Annotated in this window: 15 protein-coding genes; 9 read left to right on the top strand and 6 right to left on the bottom strand. The window is 43.0% G+C overall.

Annotated elements, in window-relative coordinates; translation table 11 throughout:
• Window positions 1-354: 354 nt before the first annotated feature.
• The gene (gene dnaK, locus FPZ42_RS03380; protein WP_146269066.1) at window positions 355-2,262 is read left to right on the top strand and encodes a molecular chaperone DnaK; all 1,908 of its coding nucleotides are present in this window, start codon (window positions 355-357) and stop codon (window positions 2,260-2,262) included.
• 139 nt (window positions 2,263-2,401) lie between these two features.
• On the opposite strand, the gene FPZ42_RS03375 is transcribed toward dnaK, so the two are convergent.
• Window positions 2,402-3,151, bottom strand: coding sequence for a class I SAM-dependent methyltransferase (locus FPZ42_RS03375; protein ID WP_146269065.1), 750 nt, complete (start codon window positions 3,149-3,151; stop codon window positions 2,402-2,404).
• Window positions 3,151-3,678, bottom strand: coding sequence for a serine acetyltransferase (locus FPZ42_RS03370; protein ID WP_146269064.1), 528 nt, complete (start codon window positions 3,676-3,678; stop codon window positions 3,151-3,153). The genes FPZ42_RS03375 and FPZ42_RS03370 overlap by 1 nt, the downstream gene beginning before the upstream one ends.
• 38 nt (window positions 3,679-3,716) lie before the next feature.
• Between FPZ42_RS03370 and FPZ42_RS03365 the strand changes: the two genes are divergently transcribed.
• Complete coding sequence (locus FPZ42_RS03365; RefSeq protein WP_146269063.1) at window positions 3,717-5,048, top strand: glycosyltransferase family 4 protein; 1,332 nt, start codon at window positions 3,717-3,719, stop codon at window positions 5,046-5,048.
• Window positions 5,045-5,797, top strand: coding sequence for a glycosyltransferase family 2 protein (locus tag FPZ42_RS03360; protein WP_146269062.1), 753 nt, complete (start codon window positions 5,045-5,047; stop codon window positions 5,795-5,797). Before FPZ42_RS03365 ends, FPZ42_RS03360 begins: the two co-directional genes overlap by 4 nt.
• A gap of 158 nt (window positions 5,798-5,955) precedes the next feature.
• Here the strand turns inward: FPZ42_RS03360 and FPZ42_RS03355 are convergent, their stop codons facing one another.
• Together FPZ42_RS03355 and FPZ42_RS03350 are read right to left on the bottom strand one after the other, a co-directional pair.
• Window positions 5,956-7,776 (bottom strand): serine hydrolase domain-containing protein, encoded by a 1,821-nt coding sequence (locus FPZ42_RS03355; protein WP_146269061.1) that lies wholly within the window; start codon window positions 7,774-7,776, stop codon window positions 5,956-5,958.
• Window positions 7,763-9,397 (bottom strand): amidohydrolase, encoded by a 1,635-nt coding sequence (locus FPZ42_RS03350; protein ID WP_146269060.1) that lies wholly within the window; start codon window positions 9,395-9,397, stop codon window positions 7,763-7,765. Before FPZ42_RS03350 ends, FPZ42_RS03355 begins: the two co-directional genes overlap by 14 nt.
• 218 nt (window positions 9,398-9,615) lie before the next feature.
• Between FPZ42_RS03350 and mutL the strand changes: the two genes are divergently transcribed.
• From mutL to FPZ42_RS03320, 6 genes are all read left to right on the top strand, one after another.
• Window positions 9,616-11,481: a DNA mismatch repair endonuclease MutL gene (gene mutL, locus FPZ42_RS03345; RefSeq protein ID WP_146269059.1), complete on the top strand. Its 1,866-nt coding sequence runs from the start codon at window positions 9,616-9,618 to the stop codon at window positions 11,479-11,481.
• Between the two features lie 39 nt (window positions 11,482-11,520).
• Window positions 11,521-12,237, top strand: coding sequence for a rhomboid family intramembrane serine protease (locus FPZ42_RS03340; RefSeq protein WP_146269058.1), 717 nt, complete (start codon window positions 11,521-11,523; stop codon window positions 12,235-12,237).
• Window positions 12,238-12,272: 35 nt separating this feature from the next.
• Entirely contained in the window at window positions 12,273-13,148 is an 876-nt protein-coding gene (locus FPZ42_RS03335) for a rhomboid family protein (protein WP_146269057.1), read from the top strand.
• A 3-nt stretch (window positions 13,149-13,151) separates the two neighbouring features.
• Window positions 13,152-14,264, top strand: coding sequence for an endonuclease/exonuclease/phosphatase family protein (locus FPZ42_RS03330; protein WP_146269056.1), 1,113 nt, complete (start codon window positions 13,152-13,154; stop codon window positions 14,262-14,264).
• Window positions 14,265-14,309: 45 nt separating this feature from the next.
• Window positions 14,310-15,803: a cysteine--tRNA ligase gene (cysS, locus tag FPZ42_RS03325; protein WP_146269055.1), complete on the top strand. Its 1,494-nt coding sequence runs from the start codon at window positions 14,310-14,312 to the stop codon at window positions 15,801-15,803.
• Between the two features lie 93 nt (window positions 15,804-15,896).
• Window positions 15,897-16,760, top strand: coding sequence for a hypothetical protein (locus tag FPZ42_RS03320; protein ID WP_146269054.1), 864 nt, complete (start codon window positions 15,897-15,899; stop codon window positions 16,758-16,760).
• Window positions 16,761-16,839: 79 nt separating this feature from the next.
• Here the strand turns inward: FPZ42_RS03320 and FPZ42_RS03315 are convergent, their stop codons facing one another.
• Both FPZ42_RS03315 and FPZ42_RS03310 read right to left on the bottom strand, forming a co-directional pair.
• Window positions 16,840-17,802 (bottom strand): AAA family ATPase, encoded by a 963-nt coding sequence (locus tag FPZ42_RS03315; protein WP_146269053.1) that lies wholly within the window; start codon window positions 17,800-17,802, stop codon window positions 16,840-16,842.
• A 1-nt stretch (window position 17,803) separates the two neighbouring features.
• A complete protein-coding gene (locus FPZ42_RS03310; RefSeq protein WP_146269052.1) occupies window positions 17,804-19,225 on the bottom strand; it encodes a peptidylprolyl isomerase in 1,422 nt (473 codons plus the stop codon).
• Between the last annotated feature and the right edge of the window lie 119 nt (window positions 19,226-19,344).

Raw genomic sequence — 19,344 nt, 5'->3', positions numbered from 1 at the left:
GTTCAAAATGGTCTATAGTTTATAGCTCTAAGATAGCGTTTTAATTGAACCAAATTATAAACAGGAGATTAAATTGGTGATTAGTTAATTATATGGTAGAGGCAAGACTTCAATTGAGTAAGTAATGTTTTGAAAGAGCTTAAATACATGGTCATACCTAATCTCTAATCACAAGTTAACTAATCTCTTCCTTTCTCCCTGCCAACCTGTCACCGAAAAGTAATCACTGCCTGACTGATTGTACACTTACTGACACTAAATTATTTGATTTTCTGCCAAAATAATATTGGCACAAGCATTGATAAATAGTGGTAGAAACAAAACATTAATCAATAAAATATCAATCATCATAATATGTCTAAAATAATTGGAATTGACTTAGGAACAACCAACTCCTGCGTTGCAGTAATGGAAGGTAACGAGCCTGTAGTTATTGCAAACAGTGAGGGTAAACGTACTACGCCATCCGTTGTAGCTTTTGTTAACGATGGTGAGCGTAAGGTAGGTGATCCTGCTAAACGCCAGGCTATTACAAACCCTACAAAAACTATCTATTCAATCAAACGCTTTATGGGTAACCAGTTTAACGAGGTTACTAATGAAGTTGGTCGTGTGCCTTACAAAGTTGTAAAGGGCGACAACAACACTCCACGTGTTGAAATCGGCGACCGTAAATATACTCCGCAAGAGATCTCTGCCATGATACTTCAGAAAATGAAGAAAACAGCAGAAGACTTTATTGGATCTGAAGTTACTGAAGCGGTTATCACCGTACCTGCATACTTTAATGATGCACAGCGCCAGGCTACTAAAGAAGCCGGTGAAATTGCAGGCCTAAAAGTACGCCGTATCATCAACGAGCCTACTGCTGCTGCCCTTGCCTACGGTTTGGATAAAGCACATAAAGACATGAAAATTGTTGTGTTTGACTGCGGTGGTGGTACACATGACGTTTCTGTACTGGAGTTAGGTGATGGCGTGTTTGAAGTAAAATCAACCGATGGTGATACTCACTTAGGCGGTGATGACTTTGACCAGGTGATCATCGACTGGATGGCTGACGAATTTAAAAGCGACGAAGGCGTAGACCTGCGTAAAGACCCTATGGCTTTACAACGCCTTAAAGAAGCTGCCGAAAAAGCTAAGATCGAGTTATCAAGCTCTACTCAAACTGAAATTAACCTGCCATACATTACTGCAGGTGCCGAAGGCCCAAAACACCTGGTTAAAACTTTAACCCGTGCAAAATTTGAGCAATTAGCTGATAGCCTGATCAAACGTACTATCGACCCTTGTAAAACTGCTTTGAAAAACGCAGGCTACAGCGCTTCGGATATCGACGAGATCATCCTGGTTGGTGGTTCAACACGTATCCCTGCTATACAGGATGCAGTACAAAAATTCTTCGGTAAAGCGCCTTCAAAAGGTGTTAACCCTGATGAGGTAGTAGCTATTGGTGCTGCTATACAAGGTGGTGTATTAACCGGTGAAGTAAAAGATGTGTTATTGTTAGACGTTACCCCGCTATCATTAGGTATCGAAACCATGGGCGGTGTGATGACCAAACTGATAGAATCTAACACTACCATCCCAACAAAAAAATCTGAAACGTTCTCAACTGCGTCTGACAGCCAGCCATCAGTAGAGATCCATATATTACAAGGTGAGCGCCCAATGGCATCTGCTAACCGCACCATAGGCCGTTTCCACCTGGACGGGATACCCCCAGCACCACGCGGTGTGCCTCAAATTGAAGTAACCTTCGATATTGATGCTAACGGTATATTACACGTATCGGCAAAAGATAAAGCTACCGGTAAAGAGCAAAAGATCCGTATCGAAGCATCTTCAGGCTTAACTGATGCTGAGATCAAGAAAATGAAAGATGAAGCTGAAGCCAACGCTGATGCCGATAAAAAAGCAAAAGAAGAAGTTGAAAAACTGAACAGTGCTGATGCTTTGATCTTCTCTACCGAGAAACAGTTGAAAGAATACGGTGACAAGATACCTGCTGATAAAAAAGCGCCTATCGAAGCCGGTTTGGAAAAACTGAAAGCTGCTTACTCATCTAAAAACTTAGAAGAAATAGAAACAGCACAAACAGAGCTGAACACTGCTTGGACAGCAGCTTCTGAAGATATGTACAAAGCTTCTGCTGAAGCAGGCCAACAGCCGGGTGCTGATGCAGGCCAGCCTCAAGGCGGAGAACAGGGCGGCAGTGCCGATAACGTAACTGATGTTGACTTCGAAGAAGTTAAATAATCGGTTCTCCTGAATAAATTAAAAGCCGGAACAGTTGATGTTCCGGCTTTTTTTGTGCTCATTTCATAAACCATGTCATTGCAATTACATAACACTTGAAAGCAATGACTCAATGACAGCGCAGCGAATGACCCAATGATTATAAAGTCGCCTTTACCACTATATACGGCGACAACGCTTTACTATCTACGGGTATAATTTTAGTAAAAACCTTACCAACAATCCATATCGCTTTAACAACCCCTTTGGCAATGGCCGATTGTTCTGATTTATTTTCCAGCCAAACGGTAAACTTGCCGTGGTAATAAGTTTCAATATCCTTTAAACCCAAGGCTTTGCAGCTATCGCGCAGCAAGTTAAGGTTCATACTACTGATGTTGTGCTTGTCGTAATTTTCTTTGTCGAAGTTTTTTTGAACCCAACCGTTAACAGCTTTAAAGTTAGGCAGCGTTATAAATAAGGTTCCGCCGGGCTTTAAAAACTTAAGGTGTTCTTTGATGATGAATTGCGTATCATTAAAATGCTCTATCAACCCAAAAGACAGCACCATATCAAACTTCTCTTTAGGCTCATAAGTAAACAGATCGGTTTCGATGATATCGATATCGCCGGGCTTAAGGTCATTGACGGTAAGCAGTTGATCTATCAGTTCCTGATGGATAAAATAATCCAGCAGCGTAGTTCTAAGATGCTGATATTTTTTTAGATAAATGGAATAATACCCCGGGAAGCCCCCTAACTCAATGGCATTTTTGATGCCCTTTGCCTTGATGATCTTGCCCAGTATATCGCCAAAAACATAATTAGGCTTGATCTTAAAGATCAACCCTTTGCGCGATTCCCAAAACGATTTCCAAAAAGGGCGGTCGGTAAGTAAATTATTATCCATCAGATGCTTTCAATAGGGCTTTCTACCCTGTTATTCAATACCCGCGCCGGGTTCCCAACCGCTACGCTATTATCAGGTATGCTTTTTACTACAACGGTACCCGCACCAATAGTTACGTTGTTACCGATTACAATGTCGCCGATTATACAAACGTTGGCGCCAACATCAACATTATCACCCAAACGCGGGCAACCGCTAAGCGAACCGTCTGCCATTTTTTTGTGGCCTATTACAACGCCATTCCGTAGCACGCAATTCTCGCCGATGACTACTTTGTTATTAACAACAAGGCCCTGACCGTGATAGAAAACAAAGTTAGGCCCGATGGTAAGTTTACGCGGCAGTTCAACGCCTAACGTCCATTCTACAAAAAAGCGGTAAAATATCAGGTAAGGGAAAAAGATGATCTTGGTGAGGGTATATGTGTTAATGGCATTCACCAGCCTGAACATGGTTAGCACCAACCGGCCCTTCACGTTGCCGCGATTGACTTTCCAATCCTGGAATATGTAGCTGAAAAAACCCATTTGTTTGTCGGTGGTACTTAAACTTCATTTAAACACAAATGAAGCAATCAAAAGTAAAATTTTTATATTTAGTATCATTATACTTGCCGCGGGAAATGAAGGTTGCACTCATAAATACATCTGATGCAGGCGGGGGCGCAGCAGAGGCCTGCATGCGCTTGCTTAACGCCCTTAGGCAACATGGCATTGAGGCAACCATGGTGGTGCAGGAAAAGCGTCGCCAGGCCGAACATGTACATGGCGTTAACCAAAGCTTTTTTGGAAAGCTGAAAGCTCGGTTCAATTTTTTATTAGAACGGATACCGTATATTTTATTTGACGAACGCGAGAAGGCTGTACGCTTTGCATTCTCAACTGCAAACGTCGGTACCGATATAACCAAGGATGATGTGATCAAACAGGCGGATGTTATACACATTCACTGGACAAACTCCGGCTTCCTTTCTGTACAAGATCTTAAAAAACTTCTTGCGTTAAATAAACCAGTGGTTTGGACGCTCCACGATATGTGGGCCTTTACCGGTGGCTGCCATTATGCAGGCCCTTGTAACCACTTTAAAAACCAGTGCGGCAATTGCTATTTCCTGCGTGATCCACAGGATGACGACCTGTCGCATAGCGGATGGCTGCGTAAAAGTAGTTTGTTCGAGCAGGCGAAAAATCTATCTATCGTAACCTGCAGCCATTGGTTGGGCGAGGTAGCCATGAAAAGCAGCCTGCTTAAAGGTTTTATGATTGAGGCTATCCCTAATCCTATTGATACGGAAGTATTCTCGCCTAAAGATAAAGCAGCCATGCGTGCCAAGTGGAAAGTAACCGATAGCGCTAAAGTGATCTTGTTCGGTGCCGCTAATATTAATGACCGCCGTAAAGGGATAAATTTCCTGGTGGAAGCTTTAGATCATTTAAAAGCTTTATCTGCTGATGAGCGTGTGGAGATTGTGATCTTTGGAAAAAACAAGCATTTCGATACTTCAACGCTACCATTCCCGGTGCACCAACTGAATACGATTACATCTCCATCAGACCTGGCAGAGATCTACAGCCTTGCTGATGTTTTCATTTCGCCTTCGGTAGAAGATAACCTGCCCAATATGATTATGGAAGCTATGGCCTGCGGAACGCCCGTGGTCGCCTTCAATACCGGCGGCATTCCTGACCTGGTAGATCACTGGACCAATGGCTACCTTGCTGAATTTAAATCATCATCAGATCTGGCAACCGGCCTGCAAATGTTGCTTAACACCCATGAGTGGGACAAATATTCATCTGCGGCACGCTACAAAGTGAAACGTGTTTTTAATAACGAGAAGGTTGCCGGTCAGTATATCTCCCTTTACCAATCAGTATTAAAGCCCGTAAACGGATGAAACAGCCCGTACTTTCGGTTATAACCATTGTATATAACAATGTTCGCGATATTGAACGAACTATGCTATCTGTTTTGAATCAAACCTATCCGGATATCGAGTATATTGTTATCGATGGCGCATCAAACGATGGGACGTTGGATGTAGTTAAAAAATACGAAGACAAGTTAGCCAAACTTATCAGCGAAAAAGACAAAGGCATTTATGATGCCATGAATAAGGGGCTTGTGTTAGCCACAGGCGACTACATTATCTTCATGAACTCGGGCGATGAGTTTTATGACACCAACACAGTTGCTAAAGTATTTGCTGCTTCGCCTGATGCCGACATTTACTACGGCGAAACCGAAATGGTTAGTGACGAGCGCCAAAGCCTTGGCCGCCGCCGACACAAAGCTCCTGAAAAGTTTAACTGGCGAAGTTTTAAATATGGTATGAGCGTTAGCCATCAGGCAATTTACATTAAGCGCTCCTTGGTAGAACCATACGATCCAAAATATCAGCTCAGCGCTGACATTGACTGGATCATCAAAGCAGCAAAGAACGCAAAGAAGATCGTAAAGGTTGAAGGCTACGTTGCCAAATACTTGGTAGGAGGTATGTCAAAAGCCAAACACCGCCAAAGCCTGCTGGAGCGTTTTGATATCATGAAAAGACATTACGGTTTGGTACCGACGCTTTTTAATCACGGTGTGATCGCCTTTAACCTCGCCTGGTATTGGCTACTGAATAGAAGGACGAACGATTGATCCTATCGTCGTCCTGAACTTGTTTCAGGATCTGAAAGTTTGCAAATTCTTATTAAAAAAACATCAAAGCGAACTTCTATTGCAACGCACTCTTTTTGATTGCAAAAAAAAGGGTGGCCTCTTGTAAGCCACCCTTTCATCATGCTATGTTCACGATGCTACATTCCTTTCTGTATTGCCTCGTAAACTGCATCCTGTATGCGCGGGCGTATGTTTAAACTACCAAGTTTGTTACCCACATTAGGATAAACACGGTTGGATAAGAAAACATACACCAGGTTATATTTAGGATCTACCCAAATGCAAGTGCCTGTAAAACCGGTATGGCCGTAAGTTTGGTCTGATGCCAGTTTTGATGGGTAATGCCTGTCGGCAATTGGATCCCAGCGGTCAAAGCCAATACCACGGCGACTAACCGCGGATTGTTTCGAAGTCCATAGGTCAACCGTTTCCGGTTTAATATATTGGACACCGCCGTAGGTGCCGCGGTTAAGCATCATCTGATAAAGGATGGCTATATCGTTTGCGCTGGCAAATAGGCCTGCGTGCCCGGCAACGCCGCCCATTAAAGCTGCAGTTGGGTCATGTACGTAGCCGTCAAGCAGTGCTTTACGGTCTTTCCTGTCATCTTCTGTTGGCGCAATTCGTACAGCCGGGAAACGCATTAGCGGCAAAAAACCAGCGGTTTGCATGCCAAGCGGATCATAAAATTTCTTTTGTACGTAAAGGTTAAGCGGGGTTGATGTAATAGTTTCAACTATTTGCTGCGCGAATATCAAACCTACATCACTGTACACATATTGGCCGCGGGTTTTTACCGGCGAGGTTAACATTGCCGGCAGCATCACATCCTCGAAATAATTTCTTCGCAGGTAATAACCCTCGTTTACTTTAGTTGGGAAAGCTGCAGATGAGTCAACGGTATGGTCAGTAGGTTTTACAACTTCAAAGGTTTTAATATCCGGTATAAGGCCTGCCTGGTGTTCTAATATTTCGCGGACAGATAAAGTTTTTTTATTAGTGTTGCGGGCTATAGGCATATAACTGCCGATGGTTGAGTCGAGGTTTAGTTTACCCTGATCGTACAATTGCATGGCCTCCATCGTGGTAGCCGATATTTTAGTCATGGATGCAACATCGAATATATCAGTTATCTTATCCTGTATACCATTGTCATACATGTGGTAGCCATATGCTTTATTGAAGATCACCTTTCCATCCTTGGCCACTAATACTACACAGCCTGGCGTAGCACGCTGCGCAATGGCCTCGCGGGCGATGGCATCTATGGCGCTGTTCAGGTTATCGGCATTAATACCGGCATCTTCCGGTACAGTGTATTGCAAACGAACTTTTGAAGTAATAAAGCCCGTATTAGCAGCATATTTAGGCGAATAGCTTTTAGTGAGCCTTTGCGTTATCGAAACACCGCCAAATATGGCCTGTGCGCTAAATAAAGCCGAAACAGGTGATACCCTTGCCGACCAGATAACAGGAGCTGTAATATCATTCAGTTGAACAAGTGAAGCGCTGTTACCAATGAATGATATCACCACATCCTTCATTTTCTGATTATTTTTGATGAACTGGATGATCTGCGGATTACTCAATTCAGCGTCGGTAAGTTGGAGGATAAGCGTTTGATAAAACTTGGTGTCCTGTACCAGCATATCAAGCGGTTTGGCACCCATGTAATCGTTTCCATTTATCACATCAACTTTGGCATACTTGTTTAAAAGGCTGTCAAAGCCAACGGCATAAGCTGTAGAGAAATGGATGCTCGCTATCCTGTTGTTATCCAGGTTACGTAGTGGAATAATATTCTTTTCGTTGTTAAGCAACACGGTGGCCTGCTCTGCAGACCGCTGTTCATTTACATATGCTTTTCCGGTAAATGGCTGTGGCTGCGCACAAGCCGAATGAACTAAAATTAACCCGAACAGTGCAGTTAAGTATAAACCGCGCTTATTTTTTCTCATAAACCTTAACACCATTTACAAACGTTTTTAACACTTTAATTTTTGGCAACTCGCTGCCCCTGGCTTTCATGATATCCTGGTCGAGGATAACGAAGTCGGCAAATTTGCCCGGCTCAATACTGCCCTTTTCCTTCTCTTCAAAATTTGCTTTGGCTGCCCATATGGTCATGCCGCGCAGGGCTTCCTGGCGGTCAAGGGCATTCTCCATTTGAAATCCCCCATCCGGCTGGCCCTTTAGATCCTTCCGTTCGACTGCAGCATAAAACGTGTACATAGGATTTATATTTTCAACCGGGAAATCGGTACCCAGCGGTATCCATCCATTTTGCTTAAGCAGATTTTTGTAGGCATAAGCCGTTTTAAGCCGATCAGCACCGAGGCGTTTGATTGCCCATGCCATGTCTGATGTAGCGTGTGTAGGCTGTACAGACGGTATGATGTTGTAATCGCCAAACAGCTTAACATCCTCCGGTGAAATGATCTGCGCATGCTCAATTCTCCAGCGTTTATCATTCTTACCTTTCAGGTTCTCTGCATATATCTTTAAGATGACCCGGTTGGCAGAATCCCCAATGGCGTGTGTTGCCATCTGGAAACCATGTTCGGCAATTTTTTTAGCAACCTCTTCAAAATGTGTTTTTTGGCTCAACAAAAATCCGTTCCATTTAGGTTGGTCGGTATATGGTTTCAGCAAACAGGCCCCGCGCGAACCCAAAGCGCCATCGGCATAAACCTTAAAGGCGCGTACATTTAAACCTGGTGTTTTATAGGCACCACGTTTAAACAAGTAATCATAATTTTCTGGTTGATCTGCCAGCATCAGGTACAGGCGCATCTTAAGGTCGCCTTTGTGCTGAAGTTGCGCAATTACATTTATAAGCTGGTAAGGAACGCCGCAATCATCAATAGTGGTTAAGCCTACAGCAAAGCAGTTCTTTTGCGCATCCAGCAGGGCAGCCTGTATCATCGGCTCGGTTGGCGTAGGTATTTTGCGGGTAACAATACCAACGGCGTTATCCACCAAAATGCCTGTTAGCTTGCCATTGATGGTTTCAATGGCGCCACCTATAATTTTTTGTCCGGGCTTAACACCCGCTATATTCAACGCCGCCTCGTTTGCAATAGCTGCATGGCCGTCAACTCGATTCAAAATAACCGGGCGTACAGGGAATAGCGAATCTAGCTTTGCCTTGTTAGGGAATGCTTTGTTTGCCCAGGTGTTTTGGTCCCAGCCCCATCCAACTATCCAGCCTTCTGTTCTATGGGTAGCATAATTTTTAACGGTATCCAATGTGGCCTGCCAGCTTTTAAGACCTACTAAATTTGCGTATTGCAAGCCCAGCCCATACTCCATAAAATGTGCGTGAGCATCAATAAACCCCGGATAAACCGCTTTGCCCTGCGCATCTATCACCTCGCGTGCCACGTATTTATCTTCAAGCGAGTCTATGTTACCAACTGCCTGTATCTTGCCATTGCTCACTACAAATGCATTTGCAGTAGAAAAAGTACTATCGACGGTGTAAACAACAGCATTTTTGATGAGCAGGTCGGCGTTATATTCCTTTTTGGGTTTGCAAGCGGCTGCAAGCAATAGTATTGCGAGGAGAGGTTTCTTCATATTGATAAACAGGCGGATGTAAATATTGTCAACACAAATAGTATATACAACTATGTAACCGTAAAGTTATGCAATCAAATAATTAATTTAGCACCTGAAAAGGTGGTTAAAGAAAGCCTCGCCCCAAACCCCTCTCCAAAGGAGACGGGCTATACCTTTTTAACCCTTTCCTTTGGAGAGGGCAGGGAGAGGCCGAACAGAGAAGGGAAGATTTTTTAATGCCAGATATAATTCAGCTTTTACCGGATGCCGTTGCCAACCAGATAGCCGCAGGTGAGGTGGTGCAACGACCAGCATCGGCAGTAAAAGAATTGATAGAGAACGCTATAGATGCCGGTGCCGATAAAATTCAGCTGATCTTAAAAGATGCAGGTAAGGCCCTGATGCAGGTAATTGATAATGGCTGCGGCATGAGCCTAACTGATGCGCGTATGTGCTTTGAGCGCCATGCCACATCGAAGATCCGCAAGGCTGAAGACCTTTTTGCCATCCGTACCATGGGTTTCAGGGGAGAGGCAATGGCATCTATCGCGGCTATTGCACAGGTTGAATTGAAGACCCGCCGCCATGAAGATGAGTTAGGAACATGTATCCTGACAGAAGGATCGGAAGTGATCAGTCAGGAAGCTTGCTCAGCGCCTACGGGCACCTCCATTTCGGTTAAAAACCTATTTTACAACACCCCTGCCCGCCGTAACTTTTTAAAAAGTAACCCGGTGGAGATGCGTCATATCATTGATGAGTTTCAGCGTGTGGCGTTGGCCAATCCGCAGATATTTTTAACCCTGCACCATGACGGGCAGGAAGTTTACCATTTGCCCGCGGCATCGCTTAAGCAGCGTATTGTACACTTGTTTGGTAATAACTATAACCAGCGATTAGTGCCGGTTGAGGAGGATACAACCATCATAAAACTGCACGGCTTTGTTGGCAAACCCGAATTTGCGCGTAAAACCCGAGGCGAACAGTTCTTTTTCGTAAACAACCGGTTTATAAAGGATAATTATCTTAACCATGCGGTACTGATAGCTTTCCAGGAATTATTGCCCGATGATACTTATCCGCTGTATGTATTATTTATTGACATTGATCCGGCCAAGATCGATATCAATGTGCATCCTACAAAAACGGAGATCAAGTACCAGGATGAGAAATCTATCTATGCAATTATTCGCTCTGCGGTAAAGCGTTCGTTAGGAAAATATAATATCACACCAACGCTTGATTTTGACCAGGAGAATAGCATCGGTCACCTTATCACCCCAAAACCTTTTGAGGAGATTAAGCAGCCGAGCATTGCTTTTAATCCGGATTTTAATCCTTTCGCTACAGAAAAGAAAACGAACGAGCGCGAAACTGCGTCTTATAGAAGTACCGGCGTAAGTGATCACCGTACAGCCATCCCGCGTAACTGGGATACGCTTTACGAAATAGCCAAAAAGGAAGAAACGCAACAGCATGAATTACATCAGGAAGCGGCTACTATGGCAGTTAACGAGCAGGATGTAACTAAAAACAGCGAAAAGCAATTCTTCCAGGTGCATAACAGGTATATACTTTCGCAGATAAAATCAGGCTTTATGCTGATAAGTCAACAGGCAGCGCATGAGCGTATCTTGTACGAGCGTTTTTTACAGCAATTGCAAAACCACTCGGGTGTTAGCCAGCAAAGTTTATTCCCGCAGTCGGTTACACTAAACAGCGCCGATTTTGAGTTATTGAAAGAACTGTTACCTGATATACGCGCGTTGGGTTTTGATATACGCGAGTTTGGTCGTAACACCGTTGTAGTTGAGGGGATACCTGCCGACCTTACCAATGCTAACGAACACGAATTGCTTGAGCAGTTATTGGAAGGTTTTAAAAACAACCTGGCCATCCTAAAGTTAGATAAGCGTGATAACCTGGCACGTTCGCTTGCCCGCAATGGCGCCATGAAAGCCGGCACAAAGCTATCTATGGAAGAGATGAACCAACTGGTAGATCAGCTTTTTGCTTGCCAGATGCCAAATCTTGCCCTAAACGGCAAGCCGGTTATCAGCACGGTAACACTTGCAGAACTTGCCGAACGATTTGAAAAATAGCAGCGATGCTTAAACCATAATTACAATAATAAATAAAGGATGCAATCACCATTTGCCAATTTAACGCCGGTTGTAAAGAACCTCATCATTATAAATATCATCTTTTTTATAGCAACATATGCTTTAGCAAAAGTAATTGATATGGAGGCTTTATTCGCTGCATATTATCCCGCTTCGCCTTCTTTTAAACCCTGGCAGCCCATAACCTACATGTTTATGCATGGCGGGTTATCACACATCTTTTTCAATATGTTTGCCTTGTTCTCTTTTGGGCCATTGCTTGAATACGCTTTAGGTTCTAAAAGATTTTTCAATTACTATTTCATCACCGGCCTGGGCGGCTACGTATTGTACATGGCTGTACAGGCTATCCAGATACATGCTATCACAGGCTCGTTCTCTGTACCAAATGCAGGTGTAGAAGCATCTTACTTTCAGTACGGAGGCGGTCAGGAAGTTGCCCAAAAATTATATACCCTGGTAAATATGCCAATGGTTGGTGCATCGGGTTCTATATTTGGGGTATTGGTGGCTTTTGCAATGCTTTACCCAAACCTGGAGATGATGATCATCTTTATACCGATCCCTATAAAAGCCAAATACGTAGTTATCGGTTATGTGGCCATAGAGCTGTTCTCTGGTATAGGCAGGTTTGCAGGCGATAATGTAGCCCACTTTGCACACCTGGGCGGGGCTTTGTTTGGCTTCCTGCTAATTAAGTTATGGAATATAAAGCGCCCCAACAATTTCTATTGATAATGGTTTAATTGTATATAATAGTGGAGTAGGTTATGAGTACGCTTTGGCAGGACATCCAATACAAAATGTTGAAATCGCATAGCAGGTTAAGCCTGCTAATTGGCGTAAACGTTATACTTTTTCTGGCGGTTAACATTGTCTCGGTGATCTGGAAACTTGCCAATAACATGGGCGATGATACGATAATGTACTACGCCAATGAGTATCTTTTGTTACCCGCCTCATTACCTAAACTTACCCATCGCTTTTGGACGCCCTTCACTTACATGTTTATGCATGCGGGTTTTTTTCACATCCTGTTTAACATGCTTTGGCTGTATTGGATGGGGCAGATATTTGAAGAATACCTTGGTAATAAACGCACTATCGGATTATATATCTTCGGCGGCTTGGCAGGCGGTTTACTGTTTGTAGCTGCGTACAACTTAATACCCGGATTTACCAGGATAGATGCTGCAGCTAACGCCACCGTTGTTGGGGCATCAGCCAGTGTTATGGCTATAATCATTGCCACCGCTACGCTGCTGCCCAATTATGCCATCCAACTGTTTTTGATAGGTCCGGTTAAATTAAAATGGCTGGCTATATTTTACATAGTGATAGATTTTATAGGCATAGCAGGCGCCAACGCAGGTGGAGAAATTGCTCACCTTGGTGGCGCGCTTATGGGTTTCATTTATATTAAGCAGTTGCAACGTGGTAATGATTGGGTAGGGGGCATCACCAAACTGTTTGCACCTAAGCCTAAACTAAAAGTGGTAAGCACCAATTTTTCGGCAAAAAAAGCTGTTGCCGGCGTACCACATCAGGATGAGATAGACAGGATCTTAGATAAGATATCAGCTACAGGTTACGATAGTTTAAGCAAACAGGAAAAGGAAAGCCTTGATAGCTTGAGCAAGCATTAACAAATGAAGTTTAGAAACAGGAACCTTCCTTTTATTGATAAACTATTTCTTTGGATAAATTACCTGCTTTGCCTGGCTTTGCTGATAAGCTACCTGGCACCGGTAACAGATCCGCGTAAGTTTTGGCCAATAGCTTTCTTTGGGCTTGCTTACCCGCCGTTATTGGTTGGTAACCTGATAATGATAGCGTACTGGTTACTGCGAAGGAGATGGTTTGTTCTTATTTCTGTGATAAGTATCCTCATTGGCTGGAACGTGCTTACCAATAATGTAGGTATACGCCTGCCCGCGGGCGAAAGCAGCACGCCTCCGCAACATCAGCTCAGGATCATGACCTATAACGTACATGATTTTAAACGTTTTGGTGCCAAAAATGATGTTTCAACAAAGCATGAGATACTCAATCTGATTGGCGAGCAACAGCCTGATGTGATAGGCATGCAGGAGTTTTTTACCAAAAAGAAAGGTATTTATAATATGATAGACTCTTTAAAGCAGGTGATGCGGGCCCAGTATTATTATTTTGAGCCTACCATGACCAGCCAAAGTGAATCTATCGGCTTAGCCATTTTCTCCAAGTTTCCAATTAAGGCTTATGGGTTAGTACAACTATCTGAAAAGAACAGTGGGAACCAATGTATCTACGTAGATATACAGAAAGATAGCACCATATTCAGGATGTACAGCGTTCATTTGCAGTCTATTAAATTTGAGCCGCAGGATTATCAGTATCTTGATAAGTTATCATCAAAAGGCAAAACAGACATTGGCGCTACAAAAAGGGTAGGCTATAAATTAAAGCTTGCGTTCCAAAAACGGGCCGATCATGTTTTTATCATTAAGAACCACGCTAAACAATGTCCTTATCCATACATCATTTCCGGCGACTTTAATGATACTCCATCTTCATTTGCGGTAAACCAAATGGCGAAAGGATTAAAAAACGCATTCAGGGAAAAAGGTGCAGGCTTGGGCCGTACCTATAACGGTGCGTTCCCCAACTATCAGATAGATTATGTGATGGTTAGCCCGCAATTTTCAGTGTCCGAATATAAGATCATCGAGAAGAAATTGTCAGACCATTATCCTTTAAGCACCGTTGTTTCACTAAAATAAAAACAGCCAAATAAACTCAGCGCGTAAAATTGTAAGTTTGCCCTCATGACGGAACAAAAACTGTTTGTTTACAACTCGTTAACACGTACCAAAGAAGAATTTATCCCGCTTAATCCAGGCCACGTTGGCATGTATGTTTGCGGGCCTACTGTATATAGCGACGTGCATTTGGGCAACTGTCGCACATTTATTTCTTTCGATCTTATCTACCGTTATTTATTGCACCTGGGCTATAAGGTGCGTTATGTACGCAATATAACTGATGCTGGTCACCTGGAAGGCGATAGCGATGAAGGTGAAGACAAAGTATCCAAAAAAGCTAAATTAGAACAACTGGAGCCAATGGAGATCGTACAGAAATACACTGTAGATTTTCATAAGGTAATGGAGATATTTAATACTCTGCCGCCAAGCATTGAGCCCACCGCAACCGGCCATATTATTGAGCAGATTGAATTGGTAAAAACCATATTGGATGCAGGTTTTGCCTATGAAGTTGGTGGTTCTGTTTATTTTGATGTAGAGAAATATAGCGAGACCCATGATTACGGCGAACTTAATGGCCGTAAACTGGAAGACCTGCTGACCAATACCCGCACCCTTGGCGGCCAGGATGAAAAACGTGGTAAGCTCGATTTTGCACTTTGGATAAAAGCGAAACCCGAGCACCTGATGCAATGGCCGTCGCCATGGGGAATGGGTTTCCCGGGCTGGCACCTGGAATGTTCTGCAATGAGTAATAAATACCTGGGCCATCAATTTGACATTCACGGTGGTGGTATGGACTTAATGGCTACTCATCATACTAATGAAATTGCGCAAAACATTGCTTGCTGCGGAAAAACGCCTGCGCACTATTGGGTACATACCAACATGCTTACGGTGAACGGGCAAAAAATGTCAAAATCATTAGGTAACAGTTTTTTACCTTACCAGCTTTTTACCGGTGAGCATGCCTTGCTTAGAAAAGGGTATAGCCCAATGGTGATGCGGTTCTTTTTTATGCAGGCCAGTTATCGCAGTACAGTTGATTTCTCAAACGAGGCAATTGATGCTGCCGAGATCTTTTACAAAAAACTGGCAGAATCAGCTAAAAAACTTGCGGCATTACAGCAACAGAAGGTTGGGAAAATTGACGAAGAGACCGATAAAACTATCAATGGATTTTGTGATGATTGCTATGCCAGCATGAATGACAATTTTAATTCGCCTAAAACGTTAGAGGCTTTGAACAATCTATCAAAGTGGATCAACTCTTATGCGGCCAATACCCGTAATTCGGGTGAGATAAGTGCAGAAACTTTTGACAGGTTACGCAAAACTTATAACGCTTTCTTTTTTGATGTGCTGGGTTTAAAATTAGAAGACACTGAAGGTGGCGATACTGATGAACTAATGCAACTGATAATTAAGCTGCGTAATGAAGCGAAAACAAATAAGGATTACGCTACATCAGATAAAATAAGAGAAGGCCTTAAACAGATCGGGTTTCAGTTAAATGATAGCAAACAAGGCACAACCGACTGGATAAGAATTTAACAAAAATTAAGAAAACAAATTGGCACAGGTGATATTATGTAATCAGTTTTAAATTAATATTAACTTGCCCTATCAAATCTATACTATCTAAGCATGAAAAAATCATTACTGGTTGCATTAATACTTTCCGGAACTGCTCTTGGCGCTGCTGCGCAAGTTAAGGTATCTGTAAACGATGTTGTTGCCGCCGAAGAAAGTTTTAATAAGAGTGTTGCACGTAAAGGCATAAAAGAAGGTTTTTTATCAGTTGCTGATCCTGAAGGGATCGTGTTCAGGCCAAACCTTGTAAAGATATCCGAGTTCTATGGTGCTATTGATAAGCAACCGGGTAAACTCACATCTACACCAAAATTTGCACGCATATCAGCTAACGGCGACCTTGGTGTTACTGCAGGCCCCTATGTTTATCAAAATGGTAAAAGCGATGACGACAAGATCTATGGTGATTACATTTCTGTTTGGCGTAAAGACCTTACAACCGGTGTTTTCAAATTGCTTATTAATGTGGGTGAACAACACCCGGAACCTGAGCAGGAAGCTACTGTTGACTTCAAAGAGCCTGACTTAACAAAGCAAAAGGCCGCAAGTAAAGACCCGTTTGCGGGTAAGAAGATACTTACTGCAAATGACCAAACCTTAAATCATTCATTAGAATTATCTACACTGGCTGGTTACAAAGAGTTTTTAAGCCCGGAGGCACGTTTTTATTTTCCTGGTTTTGAGCCGGTAACAGGTGTTGACAAGATCTTGAAATTTGTTGCCAACGAGGCTATTAATATTACAGCCACAACGGTTAATACAGGCCGCTCAAGCAGTAACGATCTGTCTTACTCTTACGGTACTGCCCGCATAAAAAAAGGCAACATTGTTAACAACTACAATTACGTACGCGTTTGGGAAGCTGATGATAATCATCGTTGGAATCTGTTGTTAGAGATATTCTCAACTATCGAATAATAGTTGAACTAAATAAAATAAAAAAGTCCTGATAATTTTATCAGGACTTTTTTATGGAACGTTATTTAAACGCTAAGATTTAGAATAGCTGCTCAATGATGTCATTTGCAGACAAGCCATCGGCTTCGGCATGGTAGCTACGAACTATGCGATGGCTTAAGATAGGTTTGGCTACTGCACGCACATCTTCAATATCAGGAGAATATTTACCGTTTAAAACAGCATGGCATTTTGCCCCAAGTATCAGAAATTGTGACGCCCGTGGGCCCGCACCCCAGTTTAGCAGGCGTTTTATTTGTGGTGTGGCCAACTCGCCGTTGGGGCGGGTTTTACCAACCAGTTTCACGGCGTATTCCAGCACATTATCGCTTACAGGAACGTTCCTAACCAGTTGCTGAAAATAAGTTATCTGCTCTGCATTAAGCTTTTTGTTGACACTTGCTTTAACCGTACCTGTGGTGTTTTTAACTACTTCAAGCTCTTCCTTAAATGAAGGGTAGCCAAGCGTAACGTTGAACATAAAGCGGTCTAATTGCGCTTCAGGTAATGGATAAGTGCCTTCCTGTTCAATGGGGTTTTGGGTCGCCAGCACGAAAAACGGCTTACTCAAAGTATGGGTAATGCCAGCGGCTGTTACTGCTTTTTCCTGCATGGCCTCAAGCAGTGCGGCCTGGGTTTTAGGCGGCGTACGGTTTATCTCATCAGCCAATATAATATTAGAAAACACCGGGCCTTTAATAAACTTAAAATTGCGGTCTTCGCCCAAAATCTCCGATCCGATAATATCAGATGGCATCAGGTCGGGTGTAAATTGTATGCGTTTAAAATCAAGGTCTAATACTTGTGCGACGGTTTGCACCAGTAAGGTTTTGGCAAGGCCAGGCACACCAACTAAAAGACAATGGCCGTTGCTGAAGATAGAGATGAGCACAAACTTGATCACCTCATCCTGCCCAACTATAACCTTACTTATTTCGGCACGTATTTCCTGATAAGCACTTTTCAATGCATCAGCGGCCTCAACCTCTGAGCGGTATTGCATATTATTTGTTGGTGGTGGCGGTGTTAGCAGGAGTTGCATCAGCAACACTTGCTGTAGTTTTTGCAGATGCTGCAGGCAGCCATCCTTTCAACACGTCACAGGTCTGATATCCCGGATCTATTTTGATGTAGGTTTCTTTACGGCGTTTTTCAAACCACTGTGCAATAGTGCGATTAAGCTTATCATTCATAGCTGCATCTTTCAGCTTGGCAAAGTCTTGCTCCATGTTAGCTTTATGCGCGTTAACGGCTGATTTAAGATAAAGTATCTTGTAGCTCTTTTTATTAGTTTGAGGATCAGTAAACAGCTGAGGTTTTGAAATGCTACCCACTTTCATGGTATCAACCACAAGCGCAATTTGCGGATCAAGTTTATCGGTTGGGATAAAAGTTGTACGGGTCTGTACGTTCTCAGCATTCAACATCATACCACCGTTATACTTGGTTTCTTTATCATCCGAGTAAAATGCTGCAGCACTTGAGAAATCCAGTTTCTTCATGGCAAGTAATGATTTGTAAACACTATCTGCAGTACTATGTGCACGGTCAAGACTTGCCTCTGTAATAGTAGGTATAATAATGATGTGCCTTGCATGTACCTGTTCGCCACGGCGTTCTATCACCTGCAAGAAGTGGAAACCAAATTCTGTTTCAAATACCGGCGAAATTTCACCTGCTTTAAGTCTGAAAGCATTGGCGGTAAATTCTTTGGCCATTTGCTGGCGGTCAAAGAAACCAAGATCGCCACCTTGCTGTGCAGACCCATCTTGTGAATAGATCCTGGCAAGGTTTGCAAAATCTTCGCCCTTTTTAACTCGCTCGCGCAAATCAGTTATTTTTTTACGTGCCGATTCTTTCTCTTCTTTTGAAAGTTTAGGTTGGAAAACGATTTCGCCAACTTCTACTTCCTTATTGTAAGTCGGGATACTGTCTTTAGATATCTTATCAAAATAGTTTTTCACATCTAAAGGCGTAACATTTACCTTTTCAGTGATCTTGGCGCGCATACGCTGGGCCACTAAAGACTCTTTTATATCCGGGCGCATCTCATCTTTGTACTGGATGATAGAACGGCCCAGGAACTGTTCCAATTGCTCCTGCCCGCCAGCGCGTTGTAAAAACGAACGCATACGCCTGTCTACCTCGTTATCTACCTCATCATCTTTTACCTGCACACTATCAATAACCGCCTGTTGTGCCAAAAGCTTTTGGGTAAGCTGGTTTTGCAGTATAAGGCATTTAATGCTTGGGTTTGGCTGCTGGCCGCTAACAATATATTGTGCGTACTGTAGTTCTACGTCAGATTGTAAAACTATACTGCTACCCACAACAGCCGCAATTTTATCAAGCGTGCGTTTTTGCTGTGCATTGGCAACAGTGATAATCAACAGTATATTTAAAAGGGAAAGTCCTAATTTTCTCATGTAATGTTATAAACTAAAAGCGGGAGAGTGGCTCCGTAAGTATGCAAATTTCGGTAAAATTTATCAATATTAATGTATAATTGAACCGTTGTGCGAATATGCTTATAAAGCTTCAACCC

The organism is Mucilaginibacter achroorhodeus (assembly GCF_007846095.1).
Classification (GTDB): Bacteria; Bacteroidota; Bacteroidia; order Sphingobacteriales; family Sphingobacteriaceae; genus Mucilaginibacter; species Mucilaginibacter achroorhodeus.
The sequence above is the reverse complement of the archived record's forward strand: the minus strand, read 5'-3'. Positions and strand labels throughout refer to the sequence as shown.